This window comes from Mucilaginibacter sp. RCC_168 (genome assembly GCF_041355315.1).
Classification (GTDB): domain Bacteria; phylum Bacteroidota; class Bacteroidia; order Sphingobacteriales; family Sphingobacteriaceae; genus Mucilaginibacter.
Map to the genome: position 1 here is coordinate 170,836 of NZ_JBFUPN010000009.1, position 26,951 is coordinate 197,786.

Here is a 26,951-nt window from a genome sequence, read left to right on the forward strand (position 1 = left end):
TGTTATAACATATAATAGGGTGATTTTTAAAAATCACCCTATTATATGCGTCTTTTGAGGGTAAGAATCACTTTATCTAATTTTTTATCGTGATAAACGTCAAGCAAAAGGCTACGATCGTTCCGGGACTTGAATATCTCGTCAATTTCTTCGAGGGTCATTTTTGATACCGATTTAAAATTGATGGCTACTATTTCGTCATCCCTTTCCAGGCCAACTTCATCGGCAGCGGAACCGGGTTCAACGCGGTTAATAATGATCCGATCAAAATTATCGCCGGCAGCATAGTATTCCAATCCACTCATATCATGCTCAAACGGGGCCTTATAATTTGAGCCGGGTTTTAGGTACATGGTGTTATGGGTATAATCCAGGATAACCGAAAAGCGCTTTAAAGTCCCAATACCCAGGTTACCATCCCGGGGAACAGAAAGGGAACTTTGGGCATTATTGATATCCGGAAAAGAGGCTATTAGCTGCTTGATTTTAAATTTACCCAATTCCAATGACTCCAGCCGCCCGATATATCCGTTAATAGGGCCGTTTAAGCCAATACCGAGGTTGGCTGAAGCAATAAATTTTTGCGGAAGACCATAACGTTTTACCACCGTTTCGAGCGAGATAGGGTGCCCGGCTCCCAGATCAATGATCAGCTTGGTCTTTATATTCTCCCCGCTTTGCAGTTTTACCCATGTTTCTACGTATGGTTTCCGGTCTTCAATAGTGATGGGAATCGGTACCCCCTTCCTAAACACTTTAAGGTCTTTTGGTCGCCAAACGGTTAAGGTACTATCAGGAACATTAATTTTGACGGCAAGATTGTTGAAAAACTCGTAGCCAAGTAAGCCATGTATGGGCATACCCGCGTAACCGGATAAACTGAACAGGTCCTTTTTCAAAATGGCTGCGGCTACATCATAACTTACCAATCCGGGTATTTCAATATCTAATGGAGAGGTAACATAAGCTTCAGCGTCTTCGCCCTCCCCAAGCCCAGGTATTTTTAAGGTTCGTTTGTTAGGAATAGAGATAGAATCGATTAATTTAGGGTCGGTAATGATCATTAAGCCAACACCGGTATCTAATATAAAATTGAACGGGCCTTTATGATTAATACTTAATTTAATCACCATAAGGCTCCGCACCAGGCGAAAAGGGATGGTTACTTTTTTTTTATGATAATCGAGATCAAAGTATTGTGCCTGTGCGGCAAAAAAGCAAATCGAAAATAAACACGTCAGCCATACTGCCCGGAATTGCTTTATTTTATGAAATAGCGTGAGTAGCAAGGTTATTATAGTTGGTATATTAAATTTACAACAATAATTGGTTAAATTGAATAAATGTATGCTAAAAACAACTTTTATATTTCTGCTAATAATTTGCGGTTTGGTGTTATTTAATGATACCGTTTATGCCCGAACTATAAAAAAGAGAAAGATAAAAAAGCAATTTAAGCACTCGCTGATCATGCGCGATCATTTCACGGGCTTCGCTTTGTATGATCTGGATGATCAAAAAATGATATATGAGTTAAATGCTGATAAATATTTTATCCCGGCATCCAATACAAAACTATTTACTTTTTATACCTGCCTTAAAATACTGGGCGACTCCATACCGGCACTTCGTTATGAGTTGCATAGTGACTCGCTGGTGTTTTGGGGTACTGGTGATCCTTCATTTCTGCATAGCGATCTCAAAGGGACTAAAGGTCTGGGCTTCCTGGCCCGGAGTAATAAAAGCCTATACTATTCAACAACAGGTTATGCGAATAATTTTTTTGGGACAGGCTGGGCCTGGGATGATTATAATGATTATTACCAGGCTGAAATAACCGACATGCCCTTAGAGGACAATGTGGCTTTATTATATGCTGATAGCAATGGTAACCTGCAGATCAAGCCATCCTATCTTAAACGGTTTTTAAACAGCGATACGAGTTATCATCCGGATAAGTTTAAGGTTAAGCGTGATTTTTTGCGTAATAATTTTATTTACCCGGTAATGCCCATACCGCCGAACTTTAAACAGGAGATTCCCTGGAAAACAAGCGTGGAACTAACATTGGAACTATTGCGGGACACACTGAAAAAGCCCGTATGGCCTGTAAATATACCATTAAGCGCTACCGCGAAAACGATCTACAATGGGAACTTGGGTACAGTTTATAAACGAATGCTACAAACCAGCGATGATTTTATTGCAGAGCAGCTATTGTTGACCTGTTCATCGGTCAAATTTAATACCCTCAATACCGATTCGGTGATCGGCTATTCCAAAAAGCACTTTTTAAATGATCTGCCGGATGAACCTCAATGGGTTGACGGCTCCGGGCTTTCGCGTATGAATTTGTTTACCCCGCGAAGTATTGTCGCCTTATTGCAAAAAATTAAAGATCAGGTAAATAACGACTCGTTATTGTATAGCATGCTGCCTGCCGGAGGTGCTTCGGGCACACTTAGAAATGCTTATAAAACAGATAATGGACGGGTGTTTGTATGGGCAAAAACCGGCTCGTTATCCAACAGCTACAATCAAAGCGGCTATTTGGTTACCCGAAAAGGGAAACGTCTGGCATTCTCCTTTATGAATAACAATTTTACCCGGCCTGTTAAAGAAATCCGTGACGAAATGGTACGGATCATGACGTATATTCATGAAGAATTTTAAATCCCTTCCAGCAGTAAATGTTCATAAAAAGACACAGAGTAAAAAACGTTAAAATGACGTGGTTATACTGGTCTAATTTAACCGCCGCATCAGCTGTTCGTCTACCATTTTAAATACTTGTATCGGTTTTAAGGCACGCCAGCCCAGGTCATCAAGCCCACCGCCAAAATTGATATAATAATCAATATTATTACGCTTAAACTCATCTATCACATGCTCGCGGAAATTGATGCCGGCTATCCAGCCATCCTCAACATCCTGAAACCACTCTTCGTAATAGCAATCATCAGAAGAATGGAAGTTGAGCACATTTTCGCCTATCAGTATAAAATGATTGATGCCGTTATCGATCATGAGCTCCAGCAGTTCGCGCTTCAGCATCATGATGTCGTTGTTGATGGCGTCGTTCCACTCGCCAATAAGCTCAATAATGGTGTACCCCTTTTCATAATCGGCAAACAGTACTTTAAGATACAATGTGTTGGAGCCGAAGGAGTCCCACTGCGGGTGCAACAGATAGTTATATACCTGCTTATCAAATTCAAACTCACTATATTCAGTAGCATAAAAAGGTGAATATTCATCTTCTGATGCTATGTAATCATCCCGCCACCGGTAATATGGTTCTATCTCGTGCATATCTTCAGATTTCAAATGTGCAGATGTGCAGATTTCAAATGAGTAGAATTATTATGTACAGATCATTTTTAATAATTTGCACATCTGCACATTTAAAATCTGCACGTCAAAAAATTATTTTTTATAATTATCAACCGCATTGCGTACGCTTCCGTATTGTTTTAACAGCGCTGCGGCCTCATCTTCATTTAACCCGGTTTCTTCCATTACCATGCGGGCTCCACGGTTAACCAGCTTGTTATTACTCAGCTGCATATCAACCATCTTGTTTCCTTTCACCCGGCCTAACTGAATCATGACACTGGTGCTCAGCATGTTTAAAACCAGCTTTTGAGCCGTGCCGGCTTTCATCCGGGTTGACCCGGTTAAAAACTCCGGTCCGGTAATTACCTCAACCGGGTATTGTGCTTCGGCAGCTACAGGGCTGCCACTATTACAAACTATGCAGCCGGTTACAATATTATGTTTATGGGCCATTTTTAACCCTCCTATTACATATGGAGTAGTGCCGGAAGCCGCAATGCCCACCACAACGTCTTTATCAGTAATGTGAAATTCTGCCAGATCTTTCCAGGCTTGTTCGGTATCATCTTCGGCAAATTCTACCGCTTTGCGTATGGCGCCATCGCCGCCGGCAATAATACCAACAACCATATCAAACGGAACACCAAATGTTGGGGGGCATTCTGAAGCATCAACCACACCTAAACGACCGCTGGTACCGGCGCCAATATAAAATAAACGACCACCATCACGCATTTTAGCGGCTGTTATAGTAGCCAGTTGTTCAATTTGAGGCAAGGCTTTTTTAACAGCCAGGGGAACTGTTTGGTCTTCCTTGTTTATGCTTTCCAATATCTCAAGAACAGATAGCTGCTCTAAATTCTTATAATGTGATTCCCGCTCCGTAATGGTTTCCATTAATTTTAAATAATTTATAACAAAATTCGGTAAAAAACATCAAATGAAAGGATGCCAATAAAAATTATTGATGCGGCATTGATTAACTTTGTTTGCTGAATATGAAAAAGACCGCGGGCGTTATTTTCAGGACGATGATCCTGGTGCTGTTAGGGATTACCATTGGGTTGCTGATAGGCGATAGAAAATTTGCCGACCGGAACCTTGGTTTTTCATTTTCAGATAATAACAAGCTGTCGAAAGTTTTAGACCTGGTTGGTCATAATTATGTTGATAGTGTTAACATCGACAGTATTGAAGGGGCATCAGTTAATGAGATGCTTCAAAATTTGGACCCGCATTCGCTTTATTTACCGCCACAACAGGCACAATCAATTAACGAACGTTTAGATGGTGGGTTTAATGGCATTGGCATCGAATTCCAAATATTGCGGGATACCATGGTTATTACGCAGATTTATGAAGGGGGCCCTGCCTCCAAGGCGGATTTACCGGCAGGCAGCAAAATAATTACCGTAGATAATAAAAAATTCGCCGGAACAAAGCTTACCACCGATAGGGTGAATAAGGTTTTTAGAGGAGAAAAGGACACTCCCTTATTGCTTGGCGTTGCCAATGGAACGGAAATAAAAACATACGCCATAAAACGAGGGCGGGTTGACCTGAGCAGTGTTAATGCAGCTTATATGGCTAACCCGACAACGGGTTATATTAAAATAGGCAAGTTCGCATCAACTACGGATACAGATTTCCGCAAAGCGCTGACTAAGCTTAAAACAGATGGCATGAATAGCTTGCTGCTTGACCTTAGAGGTAATGGCGGCGGATATTTGAATGCGGCAACAGCTCTGGCAGATGAGTTTTTGGGTAAAGGCAAATTAATTGTATATACCAAAGGCATTCATGAACCCCGTACAGATTATTTTGCCACCGATTCTGGCTCGTTTCAACAGGGAAAGGTAACCGTATTGATTGATGAGTATTCGGCCTCGGCAAGTGAAATTTTGGCGGGCGCATTGCAGGATCTGGACCGGGCTACCATTGTGGGCCGCCGCTCATTTGGCAAAGGCCTGGTACAGCAGCAGTTTCCGTTTGGCGATGGCTCTGCCGTAAATTTAACCGTGGCCCGGTATTATACCCCATCGGGCAGATCGATCCAAAAATCATATAAAGGAGGTTTGGAAAGCTACCGGAACGAACTGGCCTTGCGGATGAAAAAGGGTGAACTTTTTTCGGAACAGAGCATCCGGAATGATTCTGTTTTTAAAGGCTCGTATCATACCCTAAGCGGACGTAAAGTTTTTAGTGGAGGCGGCATTATGCCTGATGTTTTTGTGCCGGCTGATACCGCACAAAGCACCTACGTTGTACAGAACCTAATTGACCAGCAACTTTTCACAGCCTATGTGATTGACCGGATGCAACCCATATTGAACAAATTTGCAACCGGAGATGATTTTATAAAAGAGTATACTGTTAGTGATGATGATTTCCACAACTTTATCCTGTACTCTTCAAAAACATTAAAGGAAATAGACTCGCACGAATTGTTGATATCTCACGACTATATCAAAAGCATCCTCAAAGCCAACGCCGCCCGTTTTAAATGGGGTGATAATGCTTTTTATGAGGTAATGAATAGCAATGACGAGGCCTTTAAAAAAGCGCTGACCAATTAACAGGATTTTTTAGGATTAGGAAAAGATTGAAGGACTTCTACATCATGGCTATGCTCCGTGGTGCAGTAATACTCGCCTCCGTGAAGAAAAATCCTGTAAATCCTTCTTAATCCTTAAAATCGTGTCCTACTTCTGCCTGAACCAAACTTGTATAGGCGCGCCGGCAAAATCAAAATTCTCCCTTAGCTTGTTTTCAATAAAGCGATAATAAGGCTCTTTTATGTATTGCGGCAAATTACAGAAGAACGCGAACATGGGCGATGTACCTGCAATTTGCGTTATATACTTGATTTTTACGTATTTGCCTTTGATGGATGGCGGCGGATAGTTTTCGATAATAGGCAGCATCACCTCGTTTAATTTAGAGGTAGCTACTTTACGGGCACGATTTTGATAAACCTGGTTAGCTACATCAATTACCTTTAACACCCGCTGTTTTTCGGTAACGGAGGTAAATACAATAGGCACATCAGTAAAAGGCGCGATCTTTTCACGGATCTGCTCTTCAAAAACCTTGATGGTTTTGTTATTCTTTTCGATGAGGTCCCATTTGTTTACTACGATGAGTACGCCTTTTTTATTTTTTTCGGCCAGGTGAAAAATATTCATATCCTGCGACTCAAACCCTTCTACCGCGTCAATCATCAGGATGATGACATCGGCTTCTTCGAGTGCCTTAATGGTACGCATCACGGAGTAAAACTCAATGTTTTCCCTCACCTTTGTTTTTTTACGCAAACCGGCAGTATCAATCAGCATAAAATCATGGCCGTACTGGTTATAGTGGATATGGATCGAATCGCGGGTAGTACCGGCTATAGGCGTAACAATGTTACGGTCCTTACCTATCAAGGCGTTAATAATAGATGATTTGCCCACATTTGGCCGCCCAACAATAGCATATTTAGGCCGGGTGTTTTCTTCCGGAAACTCATTCTCAAAGTGCTTAACCACTTCGTCGAGCAATTCGCCGGTACCTGAACCGGTCATGGAGGAGATATTATAGATCTCCCCTAAACCAAGACTATAAAACACGGTAGCATCAGATAAAAGGGCATTGTTATCCATTTTATTAACCACCACAAACACCGGCTTGTTGCCTTTACGCAACATGTTGGCAATTTCATCATCAAGATCGGTAATGCCGGTGGTAACATCAACCAGGAACAGGATAACCGAGGCTTCTTCAATAGCTATCTCTACCTGTTCGCGTATAGCCGCCTCAAATACATCGGCAGAGTTGGCAACGTAGCCTCCGGTATCAATAACGGTAAAATGATGGTCGGTCCATTCAGAAACGCCGTAGTGCCTGTCGCGGGTTACACCGCTAAAATCGTCGACAATGGCTTTGCGGGTTTCAGTTAAACGGTTATATAAAGTTGATTTGCCTACGTTTGGGCGGCCCACTATGGCTACTATGTTACTCATTCTTTTTAGATTTGAGATGTGAGATTTGAGATGAGCGGCCATTCAAGGCTACATATTCAAATCCACATCAAAATTATTTGATTAATTTATAAATACCAGATTTATCTCAAATCTAATATCTCAGATCTCACATCTGTGTTGTTTATTCGTATCCGAATTTTTTAAGGTAGTTTTTTTTGCTGCGCCAGTCGGGTATCACTTTCACAAACATCTCGAGGAAAACTTTTCTTTGGAAAAACTCTTCCATATCGCGGCGTGCATAGGTACCTACTATTTTAAGCATTTTGCCGCCCTGGCCAATGATGATGTTTTTTTGCGAGTCGCGCTCAACAATAATTTCGGCGCTGATGCGGTGCAGGGTTTCGCCTTCAACAAAGGCGGTTACAATAACCTCGGCACTGTAAGGGATCTCTTTTTTATATTGTTTAAGCAGTTGCGCACGGATCATTTCTGACGCGAAAAAACGGTCGTTGCGATCAGTCAGGGCATCTTTTTCGTAGTAAGGTGGATGCTCCGGCAGGTTTTCTACCACAAAGTCCATAACGGCTTTGATATTATGCTCCAACAGGGCCGAGATCGCGAAAACCGTTTTTGGCTTTAGCTTTTCCTGCCAAAATTCTACTTTCTTTTTTACCGTTTCTTCATCACTCTGATCAATCTTGTTGATCAGTACCGCAATTGGGGCTAATGAACCTTCCAGCTTTTTAAGCACATCGGTTTCATCAAATTCCTCATAAATGTCGGTAACCAGCAAAATCAGGTCGGCATCTACAATAGAACCATCTACCTGGTGCATCATGCTTTCGTGCAGGGCATAGTGAGGTTTGATGACGCCAGGTGTGTCAGAAAACACGATCTGGTAGTCGTCGGTATTAACGATTCCCAAAATACGGTGACGTGTAGTCTGTGCTTTGGGGGTGATGATAGACATTTTTTCGCCAACGAGGGCGTTCATAAGGGTTGATTTACCTGCATTGGGCTTACCAATTATACTTACAAAACCCGCCTGATGACTCATATAAAAATAATTAAAAATATATTTGGACTGCAAAGAAACGAATTATATCTTTGCAGTCCAATTAAAACGGAGTGCAAATTGCATTTTTGACAATTGGAAGGAACTTTCCGAAGTTATGACGGATCGCAACATATAAGAATAGCAGTGCGGGATGGAGCAGTTGGTAGCTCGTCGGGCTCATAACCCGAAGGTCGTAGGTTCGAGTCCTGCTCCCGCTACGAAAGTTAAAAGCCTCAAGTCGAAAGATTTGAGGCTTTTTTCGTTTAAAATATTTTGTAGGTTAGTGGTGAAGTGATAGCACCCGACAAGGGCTGAATTGGCAAGTATATTAACCGTAGATTAATAATTGAATCTTGTTTGTCTGTTTCAAATAAGACAATCGCTATTGTTTGTAAACAATAGTTAATAAAATAATTATTGATGAATTATGTTAATTATTAATACATATTAGCTATTGATAAGAAATATTCTTTTATATATTTTTGTTTATCTGCCATATGCTTTGTTGTTATAGCGGATACCTAAAAACCAATTTACCCAATATTAACCTTATCACCCGTATGGAAAAACGACACGCACACGTTCATGGCTGCACACATTGCGCCTGTAACAACCCTGTTTTAGACATTCTTAAGGACGACCTTTTCAGTCCCGAAAACCTGGCGAAAATGAAACCAGGGCCCGGACAAACCGCCCAACAACCACAAACGCTGATGATCAGCGGCGGTACTATCAGGCCAATGACCGGCGGATCGACAGACACGGTTGAAGCCATCGGGATAGCCGATGGAAATGTTGTTGTAACTGGCAGCCAAACTACAGTAGCGGCGTATATGGATCAAAATTATGCCGGGTATCAAAGCAAAGAATTAACTGGCACACAAACGTTGCTTCCAGGTCTGATCGAGCCGCACGTTCATATAGTACCAACAGCTATGATGACCGGCTGGATAGATGTGAGCCCTTTTAACGGGCAGGATCTGCGGTCGCCATATGATCTGGCCTCTGTCGGATCGATCATCAACAGTAATATCCCTAAAGATCCCGCATATGTTATTTTAGGGAGAGGATTAGATCCCTCGCTGATGCCCTTTGTGCAGATTGGTGGTGAAACCGAATTGCAAACCATTAACAACACCGTACTCGACAACATAAATTCGGAACGATCAATCATGTTGTTAAGTGCCTCTATGCATACGCTTTACTTAAATACCAGGGCATTAACCCATGTGTATTATCTCAGTAAAGAGGTGCACGACAATTATTCATCAGTTGAAGATTATATCACGCAAACCGGTGGCCAGCTGCAGGAAAGCCCACAAATGACACCGGCATTGACAGTGATCATGCCACAGATCATCGCTATGGGCCTTGATATCAATACTTACCTGACCGAGCTTTTTAAAACTGCCAATTCAAGGGGAGCCACTTTTATGTATGATGCCGGGCTGAACGGCGCTTTTCAAAAACTGTTAACTAACTATGTGGATAACCATCCGGCATTGGTACGGATTGGCGGGGCACTCATTTGCGCCAGCCAAAATGATGCTAATGGTTTAGGCAACTACCCACAGTTGGACACTTACACGCCGGTATATTATGGCCATATTAAAGTAGTTTCTGATGGTTCAAACCAGGGGCTAACCGGTTATCAGAGTACCCCTTATTTGTGTGATGCTGTTTATCCTGAGGGGATATTCAATTTTCCGGAGACCGGCATCCCGGGAAATGTTGTTCCGCCAAATTACGAAACCATGATCAGTACGATTTTAGCCAGCAAAGGCTGGCCCCTGATGATTCATGCCAATGGCGACCAAGCTGTAACATTCGCCATAGAGGCTTACCAATACGCGCTTGCTCAATATAGTGGCGCCGAACTTCGCAACCGCATAGAACATTGCTCGCTGCTTACAGGAGACCAGATCACCACGATGAAGCAGATGGGTGTTTCGCCAAGCTTCCTTATCGGGCATGTGGGATATTGGGGCTATGCTTTTAGCCAGGTTATATTCGGGGACAAGGCGCAATCGCTCGACCTTTGCAATTCAGCCCTTGCAGCCGGCATGAGAATTACTCTTCACAGCGACAATGAGGTAAGTCCATTGGGGCCTCTGCGGATGATGGAACAATCCATTACCCGGATAATGGAAGAGAATACAGCAAGTATTGAAGTATTAAATGCTGCCGAATGCATTACACCCGAGCAGGCCTTAGTTGCTGTTACTTATGATGCGGCCTGGCAATGTTATGCTGATCAATGGGTTGGGTCATTAAACCCAGGCTACTTTGCCGATTTTGTTATATTAGCTCAGGATCCGCTTTCATTAACTACCCAATCCTCACAATATATGAAAATGCGCAATATCCCGGTATTGGAAACTTGGCTGGGCGGTGTGCCTGTGTATACTGGAGAATCATAATATCACCAAACGAAGATATTCTTTTTCAGACATCTGCTATACATATCCCCCGCCTCAACTGCGGGGGATATTTTATTTCTGAATATTTAGATTGTAGTCGGTGATAACACTATAAGTGTTAGGAAGATTAAAGGGTAAATAGACCTATTGCATTTTATTGTCGATATGCTCCGTTAGGAGCTACCTGTTTGTAGAAATACAAGACAAAATATCTTTTTGCTCCGTAGGTGCACCCTAACTGAGCAGGTAAATTGTATAAGGGTAGCCTCTACGAGGCATAAAAGAGGGGGATGCGGTGCTATAAACAGGTAGCTCCTAACGGAGCAAGCTTGTTTTAGATACTTTATAAAGTGTAATGTCGCAATTTATTCTTCCGAACACCTATGGTGTTATCACCGCATCCCCTCTGCTACCGCAAGCGTCCCGCTTGTGGTAAATATGATTAGAATTTGTCTTGTAGCTAAATACCACAAGCAGGACGCTTGCGGTAGCATTGGGGAAATATATCTTTGCATTGGGTTCAATTTAATAATCATTAAAATCAGTGCACAAAAACCTATTAGCATACATCAGGGAGCACGCTACATCGCCACTTACAAGTGATGAGGAAGCGTTAATTGTAGCGGCTTTCCAGCCTAAAAAGCTCAGGAAAAAGCAATACTTTTTAGAAGAAGGCAATGTGTGTAAATACGTTGGTTTTATTGTAAAAGGTGCTATGAGACAATACAGTGTAGATGACAAAGGTGCGGAGCATATTGTACAATTATACATCGAAAATTATTGGGCAAGCGACCGTGAAAGTGCGCTCATGCTTACTCCATCAAGATTTAATATTGATGCCTGGGAAAACACCGAACTACTTGTTGCCAGAGTAACAGACATGCTGGATCTGATAGAAAAGGTACCTTCATTTGGACAAATGACAAGGTTAATGGACCAACGAAGCTTCATCGTTTCTCAGCGAAGATTGAATTCTACCATTAGTAATACAGCAGAAAAACGCTATGAAGAATTTGCCGATAACCACCCTCAGTTTATTCAACGATTTCCCCAACATCTCATTGCTTCTTTTTTGGGCATAACTAAAGAAACTTTAAGCAGAATTAGAAAACAAGCAAGTAAATAACTTCTGTTTCAATTGTTGATTTTACAAGAGCGTTGATATTTATCAACGCTTTTTTTTATCATTTCTCATCGTTGCGAGGGGCGCTGTTGCTGCAATTTTACATCATAAAAATAAACAGATGAAAAAGCAAACAATAGTAGTAATTGGAGCAACAGGTGCACAAGGTAAGGGTATTGTAAATGCCCTTGTAAATGAAGGCTCTTTTAATGTGAAAGCAATAACCCGTAATCCGGAAACATATACAGGCAAGGCAAATGAAGCCGTTTATGCAGATCTAAAAGATTTGCAATCCTTAAAAGATGCTTTTGCAAGTGCCTATGGTGTATTTGTGGTGACCAACTTTTGGGAAGGCGCCGACGAAATCACCCAGGGTAAAAATGCCATTGAAGCGGCAAAAGCAACGGGAGTGCAACATTTTATATGGTCAACACTTCCGGATGTTGAGCTTATTAGTGAAGCGGAATTTGAAGTGCCTCACTTTAGTGGTAAAGCAAAGGTAGATGATCTGGTAAAAAGTGCAGGGTTCAAATATGTAACATTTGTTCAGCCTCCATTTTATTATCAAAACCTTGTTGGAATGATGGGCCCACAGCCAAAACAAGATGGCACAACCGGTTGGACACTACCGATTGACCCAACAAAAAAAGCGATTCACATGGCGGACATTAATGATCTGGGAAAAGTTGTCGCCGGTGCATTTTTGCAACCCGAAAAAGTTGGAAACGGTAATTACCTTGCCCTGGCAACAGAGTTGTACAGTTTTAATGACATCATAGATGCCTATAAAGCCAATGGCCAAGAGTACAGCTTTTCACAAGTACCAGCCGAAATATTTTCAACTTTTTTTGAAGGGGCAAAAGAGTTAGCCGAGATGTTTGGGTATTTTGAAAAACACACTTATATGGGGCCCGATTCCATATCACGAATTGAATTGGCGAAAGAAACAGCCACCCATAAATTTGTGCCGCTCCAGGAATGGCTAAGTAAAAACAATTAAGAAAAAGAAAACGAGTTGCCCAACAAAAGGGAATAGTGCTGCAGTAGACCCGCTATCAATCCAACGAACTTTAGCTGCAAAGCGCAAAATGCTATTTTCCTAAGGTCTTCTAAGAAATAGCTATAGAAACGCCCAATGAGGGCTACGAAAGTAAAAAGCCTCCAATCGAAAGATTGGAGGCTTTTTTGTGTTTGAGATATTTTGTAAGTTGGTGCTGCGGTGATAACATCTATCATAGGCTGAATAAATAATTAAAAATAAAAATTATGAGAACAATTAATCCATGGATCAACTTTAACGGAAATGCCGAAGAAGCATTCACTTTTTATAAATCAGTTTTTGGCGGGGAGTTCGCAAAGATCATCCGCTTCAAGGACTTAGCGAGCGCTGAGTTTCCGGTAGCAGGAAATGATGAAAACAAGATAATGTACATTGCCTTACCAATTGGCAAACACAATGTATTAATAGCCAATGACGTTCCCGAATTTATGGGACGGGTAAGCGAAAGCGAAAACAGGTCTAAAATATTAGTTAGTGCAGAAAGTCGTGAAGAGGCAGACAAAATATTTCACGGACTATCAGCAGGTGGAGATATTGAAGGCCCCATTGGCGATAGTCCCTGGGGTACATACGCCGGAATGTTTAGAGACAAATATGGTATTGAATGGATTGTGGAATTTGACCCGAATTATAGGGGATAAATTTAACAGAGAAAATAGCGAACACCTAACTTGCATTACTCTGTTACCGCGAGCGTCCCGCTTGTGGTCAACATGCTTAGGGGCCCATTGTGAATACCACAAGCGGGGCGTTTGCGGCAGCGGGGGATTGGTCTTAATTATTTTTAGCCCCCATTAAGCTATCCATAGCTTGCTGAAAGGTCATAACCTCTACTTCATCCCGATGTTGCTGTAAATAATTGAGTAGTTGCTGGTGCGCCAATGCTGGTGTAGTTAAATAATCGCCGCCTACACCATGAAACATGAAAATTCCCAAGCCACCTTTTTGCTGTGCCTTTTTAACAAAAGCAATAAGGCCGTCGCCGTTAATCGAATCTGCTGCTACTCCCCATGATGGCACCTGTAATGGGTCAAGGTTTTTAAAATCAGTTATCACTGCATCAGGGCCTCCGCCTATACGTGCATATTTTACCAACCCTGATTTTCGTAACGAATCTACATAATTTACACCACCTACGGCAATTTCGGTACAAGGGTAAGCATAGGTATGACTCATTACCCCGTCAACCGCGTAAAGCAGGTTGTTCATCTCGGCAATTTCGCGAAGCATGGTATATACTGTATAATTAGCCGAATTATTAGCCGGGTTGCCTTTTACGGACGACATAAGACAAGGATGATAAAGCGTATGGTTGGCCAGTTCATGTCCATTTTTGCTTACTGCCCGCCACCTGGGTATGGTTATCTGATTGATATTGCCCATTAAAAAGAAGGTGCCTTTAAGGTGTGCTGCATCTAACTGAGGGATAGCTATATCTAACTGGGATGCCAGGGCATCATCATAGGTAAGTACAATAATGGCTTTTTTGCTTTTACTCTGCTGCCCATAAGCTGTAAAGTTTAACATTAAAAAAAGCAGAACAAGTTTTTTCATAAACAGCTTATTAATAACTCAAACCTACCATTTCAAATAGTTTTACACAATATTTTTTTGCAGGCCTATCTGGTCCATATCAGATCAATCCGGGTTAACATTCAAATAACTATCGACCGTTTGGTATGTAGTTATTTGAATGTTATCTAATTAATACTTTTTAAAGTTTTTTAAACGTAAACCTACTTTTTACCGTTGTATCCTTTTTCGGATCCGGCTCAAAGACGGATTCTTGATGCCCAGGTACGAGGAAATATGATAGGCCGGTATACGGTTAATAATATTAGGGTGTTCGTCTAAAAGTCTGATGTAGCGCTGCTCGTGCGAAAAAAACAAGAGCTCCTCGGCCCGGGATTGCGAGTAGGTAAAGAATAATTCTGCCAGCAGCCGGCCAAACGTAGCCCAGTTGGGATGGGTTTCATACAAACTCATGAGATCATGATAGCTGATATAAACTATTTCGCAATCCTCCATCGCCTGGATGAAATAATGACACGCGTTACGGGTAATGAAACTCCGGAAGGAGACGATAAACTGATTCTCGGAAAAGAAAAAGATATTCGTCTCCTCGCTTGTATCGGGACGGCTATAGTAGATCCGGAAAATCCCCTTAACCACCAGTCCCAGATCGTTACAAACCATGTATTGCATATTGAAAAAGTCAGCTTTTTTAATTTTGCGTGGTTTCCAAAAGGGTCTGCTATCAACTATGTCTTTTTCGGTTAAAGCGGAAAAACTCGTTAAATGTGCTTTCAGTATTTCATGAGGGTCCATCACAGCGTCACGATTTTACATTTTAGCAAGTATAAATAATCAGGCCACCTTTTCAAACCCTTTTATAGTTTTTGACAGCCGGATAGCGGCGAGCAGAAAATAAAAAGCGCCAAAAGCCGAATAGCCTGCCAAATTGCTGATGCCCATTGTTGGTGACTTTGCCATAGCAATGAATACACTACCTGCCAGTATAGATTGACCCCCGCTAATGATCATTGGCCATTGCCCTCCCAATTCTTTGCGGCGGCGCAGACCGAGTATCAATTGTATAAGACCGGTAACAATTGCCCAGGCACCAAAGACGATTAACGCTGCAGGAACGCCCTTTTGTAAAGCCAGCGCTACGCCAATAGTAGTGAGGATCCCGATAACCATATTTACATATTGTGGTGTTTTGGATACGTGCGGCGGATTGGCCTTAATGTCCCAGTAGGTGGCAATAACATCCCAAGCGGGATAGATAATAAAAAGTATGGCAGTGATGCTGCTGTTAGTTTTAACAAAAACTGAAATGAGGATAACCCAAATAACAGAAAATGCGGTACGTGCAAAGTAGAGGCCGCGCAGCGATCTGGCAGTTTGAACAGTGGTTGCTGAGTCGGTGGTTTTTATTGATTCAATTGATGAGTTCATGACGTTATTGATGTTTTTGAAAGCAAATGTAGCCGCCATTGAAGTAGCATTTTTTCACTTAAGTGAAAATCAGAATAGCTGCTTTAATGCTTTTTTATTTGATAATGAGGAGCTATCATCAAATAAATTTATTTTAATAAGTTTGGGAGCCCCTCCAATAAACCAATGATCATGAATAAAAACCGGATTGTTTTAGTATCATTTCTACTCATCATTAATTGCTCCTGTTTATTTGCTCAGGCGCCTGCTTTACCTACCCGGTGGACAAAAGCCGCCCGGGAAGCCGAAGTTCCTTTTCCCGATTATCCACGGCCACAACTACAACGCGGTGATTGGATGTGTTTAAATGGAAAATGGGATTACCGGGGAGGAAAAGATGTTGCCGGCGCGCTCGACCCGGAAAAGCCCTTATCCTTTGAAAGTGAGGCTGAACAAATACGGGTTCCGTATTGCCCGGAATCGGCATTATCTGGTATTCAGCGTAAGCAGGAGATCAATATGTGGTACCGGCGTAGTTTTGTAATTCCTGCCGATTGGAAAAGCAAGCAGGTAATTATTCATTTTGAAGCCGTGGCCCATCAGGCAACCTTGTTTGTGAATGGGCATAAAGCGGGTAGTCATGCTGGTAGCTATGATGCTTTTAGTTTTGACATTACCCCCTACTTAACCAATGGAAAAAACACCTTGGTTTTGGCGGCTTATGATCTGAATGATGGCCGGGTACCATCAGGCAAGAGCGGTCCCAGGGGTGACTATACCTTCTGCTCGGGCATATGGCAAACCGTGTGGCTGGAGCCGGTAAACAAAGCGCATATTGAAAGCATCAGCCTGTTGCCCGATCTGACTGGCAGCCGCTTAAAAGTGCTGGTAAATACCAAAGGCGAAGGAAAAATAGTCGCGGTAGCCCTTGATGGAAACAAAGTGGTTTCGGAAGCAACATCATCCAATGGCACCTACTTTTATCTGCCTATTAAAACGCCAAAGCTTTGGTCGCCGGATGATCCTTTTTTATATGATCTCAGCATCAACCTGGAAGATGCTCATGGCAAGATCACCGATAAAGTAAAAAGCTATTTTGGTATGCGCGATATTAAATTGGGTAAGGTTAATGGCGTTACCCGGCCTTTGATCAACGGTAAGTTCATCATGCAATTAGGACTGCTCGATCAGGGTTACTGGCCAGACGGTGTACTGACCGCCCCCACAGAAGAGGCGCTCAAGTTTGATATCCAGTTTACCAAAAACGCGGGATACAACCTCATCCGGAAGCATATGAAAACTGAGCCGCAACGGTTTTACTATTGGGCCGACAAACTGGGCCTGTTGGTTTGGCAGGATATGCCGGCCATCTGGTATCAGAACGAAGATACCACCAAAACCAGGGGCGAATTCAGGAGGGAGTTGAAAACACTTATCGATCAGCATTATAATTCACCATCCATTATTACCTGGGTGCCCTTTAATGAAAACTGGGGAGCATTTGATGTTAAAAATATAACCAGTTGGGTGAAGCAGTATGATCAGTCAAGGCTGGTTAATGGTAACTCTGGCTTTAATAATAACCCATCCTATCAGAAAGCCTATGGCGATCCGGGTAATGGCGATTATGTAGATACCCATATTTATGTTGGTCCATACGGGGCGTCGGTTCCTGACCAACAACGGGCGGCATCATTGGGCGAGTTTGGCGGCGTGGGCTTATTTGTGCGCGATCATATGTGGCCCGTAGCCAATAACGCTTATGACTATGAACCAACCAAGGCGCGACTGACGGACAGGTACGTGTTTTTGCTTGACGAGGTTGAACAGTTGATGAAATACAAAGGACTCAGCGTAGCCATCTATACCCAAACCACCGACGTAGAACATGAGATAAACGGAGTGCTTACTTATGACCGGGCGGTTGAAAAAATGGAAATAGAACGGGTTAAAGCCGTGAATGAAGCCGTTATTAAAGAAAGCTATAAGTTGACACCTTAATAAGAGTTGGATAGTACTAATCAGACTTTTCAACTTTAGTCTTGGTTTCGTGATGAAAGTAGCGAGGACCGGGACGTTGATGGATTCCGGATTGTTAAAGGCCTGGGTTTAAGCGCCTTTCAATTCGTGTAAAAGTTTTGCATACAAGAAAGAGATCAATAGTATTGAAGGCTATAGCTATAAAAGCTTTGTGGTTCTTCATTTAGAAAATTTTTCCATTCAATAAGATTTCCATTTTTGTCGTAGCTATACTCAGTATCATATTTAATGGGAAATTTTTTTAGATTTCCAAGGTATACCAAAATGGGAAATTCCCTTGAAAGGCCGCTTGTCGCGTTTGTTTCTACGTGTATTTTTGATGTCTTTTTTGCCAGATACTGATATTGAACGGTTTTATATAAGGTATCCTTTTGTACTGACATTTTACTAGGCAAACCATCCGCATTGTAATCACATTGCACTGTTATAGGAGTTTTATCAGCAGATAGCTCCCAATATTTTTCATTGATCAGCCTTTTGTCGTCATAGGTGTAATAATTATAGCCCATTGATGTTTTTATTCCGTTGTCCATACCATAAATATCCTTCTTAATAAGTAAGCTATCAGAACTGTAAGTGTAGGTAGTTTCCTTCCAGGTATTCTTAAGCCGAAGGTTATAGAAAAGCTCTTCTTTCACAAGCTTCCCTTCTCTGTAGTAATAATTTGTATAGGTAACAGGGTGGCCGTTTAAAGTATATTTATAGTTTACCAGCTGCCCAGAATTATTGTAAGTAAATAAATTCTCATATCCATAAATGGTCGGGTCTTTAAACCAATTACTTATCAAACAGGACTACTGAATTTGGCGCAGGCCGTTCTTTGCTTACGAGTATGGATGCGCCGTTTACTGTGGATCTCCACAGTTTTTTTCCAAAAGTGGATAAATCAGGATAAGAGCCTAAAAGTTTAAATTGCTCAAGATCAAACGGGATGCCCTCGGCTCCCAGTGGCGAATCTTTTGTAGCCAGGTGAAGGTGCAAATGCGGTCCGGTTGTTTGCCCGGTAAAACCTAAAGAAGCAATCACCTCTCCCCTTTTTACTTTTTGGCCGGGTTTAACTTTTATACTGCCGGGTTTCAGGTGCTCATAAAACACAAATTGATCCTTTCCGATTTTGATAGAGATATAATTACCAGTAGCGTTTTCGGGCGATGGGGATTGATAGCCTGAAAGTGTTGAACTCTCTGGGAAGTTGTTTTGGACAGAGGCAATAACCCCATCACTCACCGCCAGCACATTATTTCCATAGCCATGCCAGTTCCGGATGGTATCTTCGTTATGGGTGGCATAGCGGCCATTATTATCCAGCTTTATAAAATCAATGGCGAATCGTCCGGGCAGTCGTGCTGTTCCGTTTATGGTATAAAAAACGCGACGGTGACCGGTTTTCCACGATGGTTCATAAATGGCAGCCCATGGTCCCCCGTTTAACGGTGGCCCGAGGACCAATGGGGCTTTTGATCCAATCGATATCGGAGCTCCTTTTATTGAAACAGGTGTTTTTTTGTTCCCATTCAGCAGATCAAATTCAAGCCGGTGAACTAAATGCATTGCTGTATTTTTGAATGGTAGACTAAACTCCAGGTAAATTACAGCGAATGAGCCCGGCGATAACGTTAGGTTATCGTCTTTTGGGGATATCCCCGGCTGTTTAACGCGGGTCTTTAATCGGGTTTCATCAACATTGAAAATAGCAGAAGAATTAATAGCATTTAACACATCAAGTATTTTCAGCCTTAGCGAGTCTTTTGCGAAATTGGCGATGTTGAGCTCGTAGTAAATGCATGATTTACCGTTGATAGCCGTTGGGGCCGAAACAAAAGGTACGCGCATATCAACGGTGGTTTGATATTGCTGCGCATAACTTTTCCCTTGCGATAATATAATCGCAATGACAGCCCAAAGGATATACTTGTTTTTCGCGGGCATTTGAATAGCGTAATTGCTGATACTAAAATTAGCATAATTAAAATGTAGCCATCAAATATATTCAACCGGTATGCCTGAATATTCAACCGGATTGATGATCCGGTCTAAATAAATATTGATCGGGATGCAACGTATTTGATAAAGGTGTGGTCTTATGTAAGAAATAAACCAATATCAAATCATATGAAAACATACTTTTTACTATTTGCCCTTGCCTGTAGTACAACTGCTGCTATGGCGCAGGATGATAGCAGGACGCCATACCTTACCAAATCATTAAGCAGTGATGCCATTAACCGGGTTGTAGTAAATACATCGGCCGGCGGTATCTTAGTTAGCGGCAGAAGCGGCGAAGCCGCACGGGTGGAAGTTTACATTAAAGGTAATAATGGTCGCGAACTTTCAAAAGACGAGATCAAAAAACGCCTTGACGAAGATTATGACCTGAGTGTTTCGGTTACCGGGCATGAGGTTCGTGCTATTGCGAAAAACAAACACAATTTTTCTGATTGGAAAAGACAGATGAGCATATCATTCAAAATATATGTTCCGGAACAAACATCAACAGACCTTAAAACCAGTGGTGGTGGTATCAGCCTGGATAATTTAAAAGGAAACGAAAGTTTTACTACCAGTGGAGGCGGTTTACAGATAGACAGGCTTAACGGCGTAGTTCGGGGTGAAACCAGTGGCGGCGGTATACACGTTTCTAATTCTGGTAACGATATCAACCTGGAAACCAGCGGCGGTGGAATTATTGCCAAAAACTGCACCGGGAAAATCAAACTGGAAACATCCGGCGGTGGCTTGCAGCTGGATAACCTGAACGGTAATATCAGCGCGAGTACCAGCGGCGGCGGTGTGCAGGGTAACAATATAACCGGCGAGCTGATCACCAGTACATCTGGCGGTGGTATCGATTTAAGGCAATTGGATTGTAGTTTAAATGCTTCAACCAGCGCGGGCAGCCTGCATGCGCAAATGAAAAGGGTTGGTAAATATTTAAAGCTGGACGTAAGTTCCGGAAATATCGATCTGGAACTGCCATTAAAACAAGGGCTTAGCCTGGACATTCGGGGCGACCGGATTAGTTCCGGAAAAATAAATGGGTTTAACGGCGAGTGGGAAAAAGATCATGTACGCGGAACAGTGAATGGCGGTGGTGCATCTGTTAGTGCCGATGCATCAAGTGGAAATGTGAATGTGAAGTTTAATTAATACATTTTTAAAATAATACTGCAATAAAGGCGGTTCCCTGATATCCGGGAGCCGCCTTTATTATTTAAAAGTTTATTGTATAACTGTTTTTATATAAGGTAAATAACCTGTTGAATTTTAAATCGCACAGTATTAGTGTTTTATATATTATAATATTTATATGGTTAAACCAAATATTATAATTCGGGTCGTACTCCCGATTTATAAAACAACATTAACCCTTCAAACACAATTTTATGTACAAAAAACTTCTACTGGTAGTATTATCAGTTATTACTCTTCAAGCGGCTAAAGCACAAACAGAAAAGGGCAATCAACAATTAGGAGCAACATTTGGAATATCGTTTACCAATTCAAACTCGCGAACCGTTTTTGGTAATACTACAAGCGATAATTCTAAAGGCAAGTTAACATCTTACTCTATTTCGCCCAGCTACAGCTATTTTATTGCGGATAAATTAGACATTGGCGCATCAGCCGGGTATTCTTATTCTAACCAGAAGTATGATCCCGCCTTTAGTTCGCAGATCCAGCAGCAGAACAAAAATTTTTCAGCCACTATCTTTTTAAGGAAATACTTTTTATTTGATAATAAGATAGGGATACGTACAGGGCCGTACCTGGGCTATCAAAAGCAGAAACAATTATACGTTTATACCAGTAACGAAAACAATTATAATAGTGATAGTTATGGCGGAGGTGTAAATATGGATCTTGTTTATTTTCCCTCTAAAAACATAGGACTTGCAGCGGGCTTGGCTAATTTAAGCTACCAGCATCAAAAATTTACCGGCAACAGCCTGGGCAATGCAAACACCTTTAGTTTGAACTTTGTAAACTCTTTTATTCTATCTGCCTATTATGCATTCGGAAAATAATTAAATCCTAAAGCCAAACCACAATTAGGCCTTAGATCTATGAGATTTAGGGCTTTTTTGTTTTCTGGATGACGAAAGGGTGGAAAATTGTTTATAAAAAACAAATTAAAAACCCTGTTTTGTGTTTTCAAATAATTGAAAATGAATGTATTGGAAAATAAAGCATTTATATTTTAAATAAATAAATATGAAGCTGTTTATAGGATGATAAACTTTGTTGGTAACCAATTAATCAAAGCCGGTTTTTAATTCTAAAATATGCGTAGATCTATACTCATTGCAGCGTTCATGCTTCATGCTGTGCTTTTTGTTCAGGCACAGGAAATAACATCACCCGATAAAAACCTTACACTCAAATTTGAGCTGCAGGGAAATGGCGTGCCAACCTATCAGCTCCATTACAAACAAAGGGCGGTGATCAAGCCCAGTAAGCTTGGTTTAGAAACCAAAGATGTGCCATCATTTCTGGACGGTTTTACCATCGCCAAATCAGAACAAAGCACCTTTGATGAGTCATGGAACCCGGTTTGGGGTGAGGAAAAAACCATTCGTAACCATTACAACGAATTGCTGGTAACTCTAACACAAAAGGCCGTTCAGGAAAGGTATATCCGCATCCGTTTCCGTTTATTTAATGATGGGCTGGGTTTTAGATATGAATTCCCTTCGCAAAAAAACCTGAACTACTTTATCATTAAAGAAGAGCATACGCAATTTGCCTTAACCGGTGATCATAAAGCCTTTTGGCTGCCCGGTGATTTTGATACCCAGGAGTATGAAACGGTAACATCAAACCTTTCCGAGATCCGGGGCAAAATGAAAGCCGCGGTTACACCCAATGTATCGCAAACCACCTTCTCGCCGACAGGAGTGCAAACCCCATTGATGCTGAAAAGTAAAGATGGTTTGTACATCAACATACATGAGGCCGCCCTGATTGATTACTCCTGCATGTCGTTAAACCTGGACGACAAGAATTTTGTGCTGGAATCCTTTTTAACGCCTGATGCTATTGGCGATAAAGGCTACATGCAAGCCCCAACACAATCGCCATGGCGCACCGTAATTGTGAGTGATAAAGCCGCGGGCATACTGGAATCAAGACTGATCTTGAACTTAAACGAGCCAACCAAATACAAAGATGTATCCTGGATAAAACCCATTAAATACGTGGGTGTATGGTGGGAAATGATCACCGGCAAAAGTACCTGGGCCTATACAGACCTGGAGAACGTGCAGTTGGGCATAACCGACTATTCAAAAACCAAGCCCAATGGCAAGCATGGAGCCACCACACAGCATGTAAAAGAATATATCGATTTCGCTGCTAAAAACGGGTTCGACGCTGTATTGGTTGAAGGCTGGAACCAGGGCTGGGAAGACTGGTTTGGCAAAACCAAAGATTATGTATTTGATTTTGTAACCCCTTACCCCGATTTTGATGTAAAAGAACTGCACCGTTATGCTGCCGAAAAAGGAGTGAAGATCATTATGCACCATGAAACATCTGGCTCGGTACGCAACTATGAGCGCCACCTGGATACAGCTTATAAGTTTATGGTAGAGAATGGTTACAATGCCGTAAAAAGCGGTTACGTTGGTCAGATCATCCCGCGGGGAGAGCATCATTACGGGCAATGGCTGGTCAATCATTACCTGTATGATATTACCAAAGCTGCTGACTATAAAATTATGGTGAACGCGCATGAGGCGATAAGGCCAACAGGGCTTTGCCGTACCTACCCCAATTTGATAGGCAATGAGGCTGCAAGAGGAACAGAGTATGAGGCTTTTGGTGGCAACAATCCCGATCATACCACTATTTTGCCTTTCACCAGGTTAATGGGTGGTCCTATGGATTATACCCCGGGGATCTTTGAAACACAATGCAGCGTTTACAATCCCGAGAATAAATCATTTGTACATACCACGCTGGTGCATCAGCTGGCCTTGTATGTAACCATGTATAGTCCGCTGCAAATGGCAGCCGATTTGCCCGAAACCTATAATAAATACATGGACGCGTTCCAGTTTATTAAAGATGTTGCTGTTGATTGGGACGAGAGCCATATCCTTGAAGCGGAGCCCGGCGACTATATCACTATTGCCCGTAAGGCCAAAAATAAAGAAGAGTGGTACATCGGCAGTATTACCGACGAAAACCCGCGCATAGCCAATATTACATTTGAGTATTTGCCCAAGGGCAAAACGTACGAAGCAACTGTTTATGCCGATGGTAAGGATGCCAGTTATGATAAAAACCCGAAAAGCTATGCCATCCGGAAGATCAAAGTTACGTCTAAAACTATACTGAAACAGCCTGTTGCCTCTGGTGGCGGTATGGCAATCAGTATCAAATAAAGGATGAGTGCAGAGGGATAGGTGTTTGAAATATATTGATTAAGGAGAACCCGCTATTAGTAGCGGGTTTTTTTGTGGCCCATTTATAACATGATCATCCAATTTTTGCTGCCCGGGTTTTTTCCTATCTTGCATCTTTTGAAAACGAAATGAAGAGACTTTCCTTATTAACGTTATTGAGCTTTTTTACAGCTACTTTAACATTCGCGCAGCAACCAGATTTTATTGAAAACAAACTCGATGCCTATATTAAGCAAGGCTTAAAAGACTGGAACCTTCCGGGCCTTGCCATTGCCATAGTGAAAGATGGTAAAACAGTGATCATGAAAGGCTATGGCGTGCGGGACATCAAAACCAATGAACCGGTTGACGAAAATACTTTGTTTATGATAGCCAGTAACAGCAAGCTATTTACCGGTACGGCGCTGGCACAGTTAGATGCAGATAAAAAGCTGTCCCTTGATGATAAGATCACCAAATATTTTCCGGGTTATTCGGTATACGATGCCTCTATCACACCCTTGCTTACTATAAAAGATCTGCTGGGACATCATTTAGGTACCAAAACCTTTCAGGGCGATTTTACCTTTTGGAACACTATGCTATCCCGCCAGGAAATTATGAACCGGATGAAACTTCTGAAACCATCCATGGAATTCAGACAAAGCTTTGGCTATTGCAACAGTTGTTTTTTAACCGCGGGCCAGGTAATACAGCAGGTAACCGGCAAGCCCTGGGAAACTTACATTCAGGATAGTATCCTAACACCGCTGGGCATGAGCAATACCTATCCCCTAACTGTGGGTATAGCGGCGCGCAAGGGCGTTTCAAAACCATATACCAATGCCTTTACTGGCCAGATGGTTGAATTACCGTATGACCAGGTGGATAACCTGGCGCCTGCCGGCAGCATAGTTAGTAACGTAAAAGACGTAGCCAAATGGCTCAGCATGCAGTTAGATAGCGGCAGGTACGAAGGAAAACAGATCATAGCCTGGAAAGCCCTTCAAAAAACCCGCGATGAAAATACGATTTTGAGTAGCAGGGCTTCGGCGACTTATCCTATGCACTTCAGGGGATACGGTCTTGGTGTTTTTGAGGCAGATTATAATGGCAAACAGATTTTCTGGCATACCGGCGGTGCAAACGGCTTTGTAACCAACACCTGTTTTGTGCCCGAAGAAAAACTGGCCATTACCATTTTAACTAATAACGATAATCAAAGCTTTTTTGAGGCTCTGCGGTACCAGATATTGGATGCCTATCTGGGTGTTCCCTATAAAGACCGCAGCCAGGCTATGCTAAAAGACTTTAATACAGATCAGCAGGAAACCGTAAAGAAAACCAATGATATGCTGGCTCGTGTAAAAGGGAAAACTCCAGAGTTGTCACTTGCTGCTTACACCGGCAAATATCAAAACCCACTTTACGGACAAATGGAAATATCTGTAAATAAAAAGGACTTGTTAATAAAATTCAGCAACCATCAATACCTTACTGCATCCCTGAAATATATGGACAATGGCGAATGGGTATTGGCATACAACAATCTGGCCTATGGTATTTTTCCGCTGAGGTTTAAAACAGACGGTGGCAAAGTAGTATCTACAGAAATTAAAGTGAATGACGGATTGGAGTATGATCCTTACTTGTTTTCGAAAGAGAATTAACAAATAGAACACGTAAAGAAAAGGAGCGCTCAATACGAGCGCTCCTTTTCTTATATTAAAAAGCGATACCCACCCCACCCTGTACCCTAAAGCCCGTGTTCACAACCTCATTGAGCTGGGTTTTATCAACCTGACCATTATTGAGATAAAGCTCATCGGTACCATTGCCGGTTTGCCAGTTAAAGTATCCGCCGCCGACGTGTATGCTGAGGTTGCGGTAGATGGTGTAAACAAACTGTCCGCCGGCATCAATCCCATAGCCGCTGGCGTGGTGACTGTAGCTGACCGGGTGCTGAAAAGTTTGGATCAGGTTCCAGTTGGCTTTGCTGTTATAATTAACCTGGCTATAGGTAATATCAGCAGCAAATTTTAAATTTTTGATAATGCGTACAGACGATGTTATTTTTAAAAAGCCCCCTTTCCAGTTGGGTTGATAGGTGCTGTTTAAATCAGGAAAGTTGCCGGTGCGATCCAGTAAATGTAAGGCCTGTTTGCTCATGGTATACCCCACATAAGGTATCAGGCTAAAGCGCTCGTTGTTGATCAGGATAAACCCGGCTCCTGCATTCCACAGGGAGATGCTGCCTTCATCTCCGTTAAATGTTTCGTGATAGGAGGGGTTGGTACGGTTATCGGCCCCATAATCGGTATCTGTTACAGAACCTGATGATATAGATTGCCGGTTATAGCCGGCATACAGGGAAAAACGTTTCCATACATTCCATTGTACATTAGCAGCTATATTTTGCCCGCCCAGGTGCTGCCATTTAAGCTCTGAATAAATATTGGGGTTTTGCCCGTTAAGGTTCCCGGCTATCGACCAGTGAAAACTTTGCTGCTGATAACCTGTGGCCAGCGATACCTGCAATTTTTTTTCGATAGATTGAGCGTACAAGCATGATGTGCCTGTAAAAAGCGCGAAGCAAAAACCTATAAATTTTTTCATCAGGTAAA

22 protein-coding genes and 1 tRNA gene are annotated in these 26,951 nt (G+C 42.1%); 12 read left to right on the plus strand and 11 right to left on the minus strand.

Annotated features, from left to right (window positions below):
• Window positions 1–41: 41 nt before the first annotated feature.
• Window positions 42–1,289, minus strand: a complete 1,248-nt coding sequence (locus AB6735_RS10505; protein ID WP_370995879.1) for an aspartyl protease family protein — start codon at window positions 1,287–1,289, stop codon at window positions 42–44.
• A gap of 181 nt (window positions 1,290–1,470) precedes the next feature.
• On the opposite strand from AB6735_RS10505, the gene AB6735_RS10510 reads away from it, so the two are divergent.
• On the plus strand, window positions 1,471–2,673 hold the full coding sequence (locus AB6735_RS10510) for a D-alanyl-D-alanine carboxypeptidase/D-alanyl-D-alanine-endopeptidase (RefSeq protein WP_370995880.1): 1,203 nt from the start codon (window positions 1,471–1,473) through the stop codon (window positions 2,671–2,673).
• 72 nt (window positions 2,674–2,745) lie between these two features.
• On the opposite strand, the gene AB6735_RS10515 is transcribed toward AB6735_RS10510, so the two are convergent.
• Together AB6735_RS10515 and murQ are read right to left on the minus strand one after the other, a co-directional pair.
• Window positions 2,746–3,312 carry a hypothetical protein gene (locus AB6735_RS10515; RefSeq protein WP_370995881.1) on the minus strand — a complete coding sequence of 189 codons (567 nt, stop codon included), beginning with the start codon at window positions 3,310–3,312 and terminating at the stop codon, window positions 2,746–2,748.
• A gap of 114 nt (window positions 3,313–3,426) precedes the next feature.
• Entirely contained in the window at window positions 3,427–4,233 is an 807-nt protein-coding gene (gene murQ / locus AB6735_RS10520; protein WP_370995882.1) for an N-acetylmuramic acid 6-phosphate etherase, read from the minus strand.
• A 101-nt stretch (window positions 4,234–4,334) separates the two neighbouring features.
• On the opposite strand from murQ, the gene AB6735_RS10525 reads away from it, so the two are divergent.
• On the plus strand, window positions 4,335–5,912 hold the full coding sequence (locus AB6735_RS10525) for a S41 family peptidase (protein ID WP_370995883.1): 1,578 nt from the start codon (window positions 4,335–4,337) through the stop codon (window positions 5,910–5,912).
• 126 nt (window positions 5,913–6,038) lie between these two features.
• Here AB6735_RS10525 and der read toward each other — a convergent pair whose 3' ends face one another.
• Together der and era are read right to left on the minus strand one after the other, a co-directional pair.
• Entirely contained in the window at window positions 6,039–7,340 is a 1,302-nt protein-coding gene (gene der / locus AB6735_RS10530) for a ribosome biogenesis GTPase Der (protein ID WP_370995884.1), read from the minus strand.
• A 142-nt stretch (window positions 7,341–7,482) separates the two neighbouring features.
• Complete coding sequence (gene era / locus AB6735_RS10535; protein ID WP_370995885.1) at window positions 7,483–8,358, minus strand: GTPase Era; 876 nt, start codon at window positions 8,356–8,358, stop codon at window positions 7,483–7,485.
• A 145-nt stretch (window positions 8,359–8,503) separates the two neighbouring features.
• On the opposite strand from era, the gene AB6735_RS10540 reads away from it, so the two are divergent.
• From AB6735_RS10540 to AB6735_RS10560, 5 genes are all read left to right on the plus strand, one after another.
• Window positions 8,504–8,576: transfer RNA gene (locus AB6735_RS10540), tRNA-Met, on the plus strand.
• A 342-nt stretch (window positions 8,577–8,918) separates the two neighbouring features.
• On the plus strand, window positions 8,919–10,778 hold the full coding sequence (locus tag AB6735_RS10545) for an amidohydrolase (protein ID WP_370995886.1): 1,860 nt from the start codon (window positions 8,919–8,921) through the stop codon (window positions 10,776–10,778).
• Between the two features lie 544 nt (window positions 10,779–11,322).
• The gene (locus AB6735_RS10550) at window positions 11,323–11,904 is read left to right on the plus strand and encodes a Crp/Fnr family transcriptional regulator (protein ID WP_370995887.1); all 582 of its coding nucleotides are present in this window, start codon (window positions 11,323–11,325) and stop codon (window positions 11,902–11,904) included.
• Between the two features lie 118 nt (window positions 11,905–12,022).
• Window positions 12,023–12,901: an NmrA/HSCARG family protein gene (locus AB6735_RS10555; protein WP_370995888.1), complete on the plus strand. Its 879-nt coding sequence runs from the start codon at window positions 12,023–12,025 to the stop codon at window positions 12,899–12,901.
• 266 nt (window positions 12,902–13,167) lie between these two features.
• Window positions 13,168–13,602, plus strand: coding sequence for a VOC family protein (locus tag AB6735_RS10560; RefSeq protein ID WP_370995889.1), 435 nt, complete (start codon window positions 13,168–13,170; stop codon window positions 13,600–13,602).
• A 133-nt stretch (window positions 13,603–13,735) separates the two neighbouring features.
• Here the strand turns inward: AB6735_RS10560 and AB6735_RS10565 are convergent, their stop codons facing one another.
• The 3 genes from AB6735_RS10565 to AB6735_RS10575 form a co-directional block, all read right to left on the minus strand.
• Window positions 13,736–14,515, minus strand: a complete 780-nt coding sequence (locus AB6735_RS10565; protein ID WP_370995890.1) for a polysaccharide deacetylase family protein — start codon at window positions 14,513–14,515, stop codon at window positions 13,736–13,738.
• Window positions 14,516–14,704: 189 nt separating this feature from the next.
• Complete coding sequence (locus tag AB6735_RS10570) at window positions 14,705–15,289, minus strand: Crp/Fnr family transcriptional regulator (protein ID WP_370995891.1); 585 nt, start codon at window positions 15,287–15,289, stop codon at window positions 14,705–14,707.
• A 39-nt stretch (window positions 15,290–15,328) separates the two neighbouring features.
• Complete coding sequence (locus tag AB6735_RS10575) at window positions 15,329–15,922, minus strand: DUF308 domain-containing protein (protein WP_370995892.1); 594 nt, start codon at window positions 15,920–15,922, stop codon at window positions 15,329–15,331.
• A 171-nt stretch (window positions 15,923–16,093) separates the two neighbouring features.
• On the opposite strand from AB6735_RS10575, the gene AB6735_RS10580 reads away from it, so the two are divergent.
• The gene (locus tag AB6735_RS10580) at window positions 16,094–17,902 is read left to right on the plus strand and encodes a glycoside hydrolase family 2 protein (protein WP_370995893.1); all 1,809 of its coding nucleotides are present in this window, start codon (window positions 16,094–16,096) and stop codon (window positions 17,900–17,902) included.
• 155 nt (window positions 17,903–18,057) lie between these two features.
• On the opposite strand, the gene AB6735_RS10585 is transcribed toward AB6735_RS10580, so the two are convergent.
• Both AB6735_RS10585 and AB6735_RS10590 read right to left on the minus strand, forming a co-directional pair.
• The gene (locus tag AB6735_RS10585; protein WP_370995894.1) at window positions 18,058–18,579 is read right to left on the minus strand and encodes a hypothetical protein; all 522 of its coding nucleotides are present in this window, start codon (window positions 18,577–18,579) and stop codon (window positions 18,058–18,060) included.
• A 139-nt stretch (window positions 18,580–18,718) separates the two neighbouring features.
• Complete coding sequence (locus AB6735_RS10590) at window positions 18,719–19,870, minus strand: M23 family metallopeptidase (RefSeq protein ID WP_370995895.1); 1,152 nt, start codon at window positions 19,868–19,870, stop codon at window positions 18,719–18,721.
• Window positions 19,871–20,053: 183 nt separating this feature from the next.
• On the opposite strand from AB6735_RS10590, the gene AB6735_RS10595 reads away from it, so the two are divergent.
• From AB6735_RS10595 to AB6735_RS10610, 4 genes are all read left to right on the plus strand, one after another.
• On the plus strand, window positions 20,054–21,088 hold the full coding sequence (locus AB6735_RS10595) for a DUF4097 family beta strand repeat-containing protein (protein WP_370995896.1): 1,035 nt from the start codon (window positions 20,054–20,056) through the stop codon (window positions 21,086–21,088).
• Window positions 21,089–21,324: 236 nt separating this feature from the next.
• Window positions 21,325–21,966 carry a hypothetical protein gene (locus AB6735_RS10600; RefSeq protein WP_370995897.1) on the plus strand — a complete coding sequence of 214 codons (642 nt, stop codon included), beginning with the start codon at window positions 21,325–21,327 and terminating at the stop codon, window positions 21,964–21,966.
• Between the two features lie 258 nt (window positions 21,967–22,224).
• Entirely contained in the window at window positions 22,225–24,327 is a 2,103-nt protein-coding gene (locus AB6735_RS10605; protein WP_370995898.1) for a glycoside hydrolase family 97 protein, read from the plus strand.
• A 149-nt stretch (window positions 24,328–24,476) separates the two neighbouring features.
• Complete coding sequence (locus AB6735_RS10610) at window positions 24,477–25,997, plus strand: serine hydrolase (protein ID WP_370995899.1); 1,521 nt, start codon at window positions 24,477–24,479, stop codon at window positions 25,995–25,997.
• 55 nt (window positions 25,998–26,052) lie between these two features.
• On the opposite strand, the gene AB6735_RS10615 is transcribed toward AB6735_RS10610, so the two are convergent.
• A complete protein-coding gene (locus tag AB6735_RS10615) occupies window positions 26,053–26,943 on the minus strand; it encodes a hypothetical protein (protein WP_370995900.1) in 891 nt (296 codons plus the stop codon).
• Window positions 26,944–26,951 lie beyond the last annotated feature (8 nt).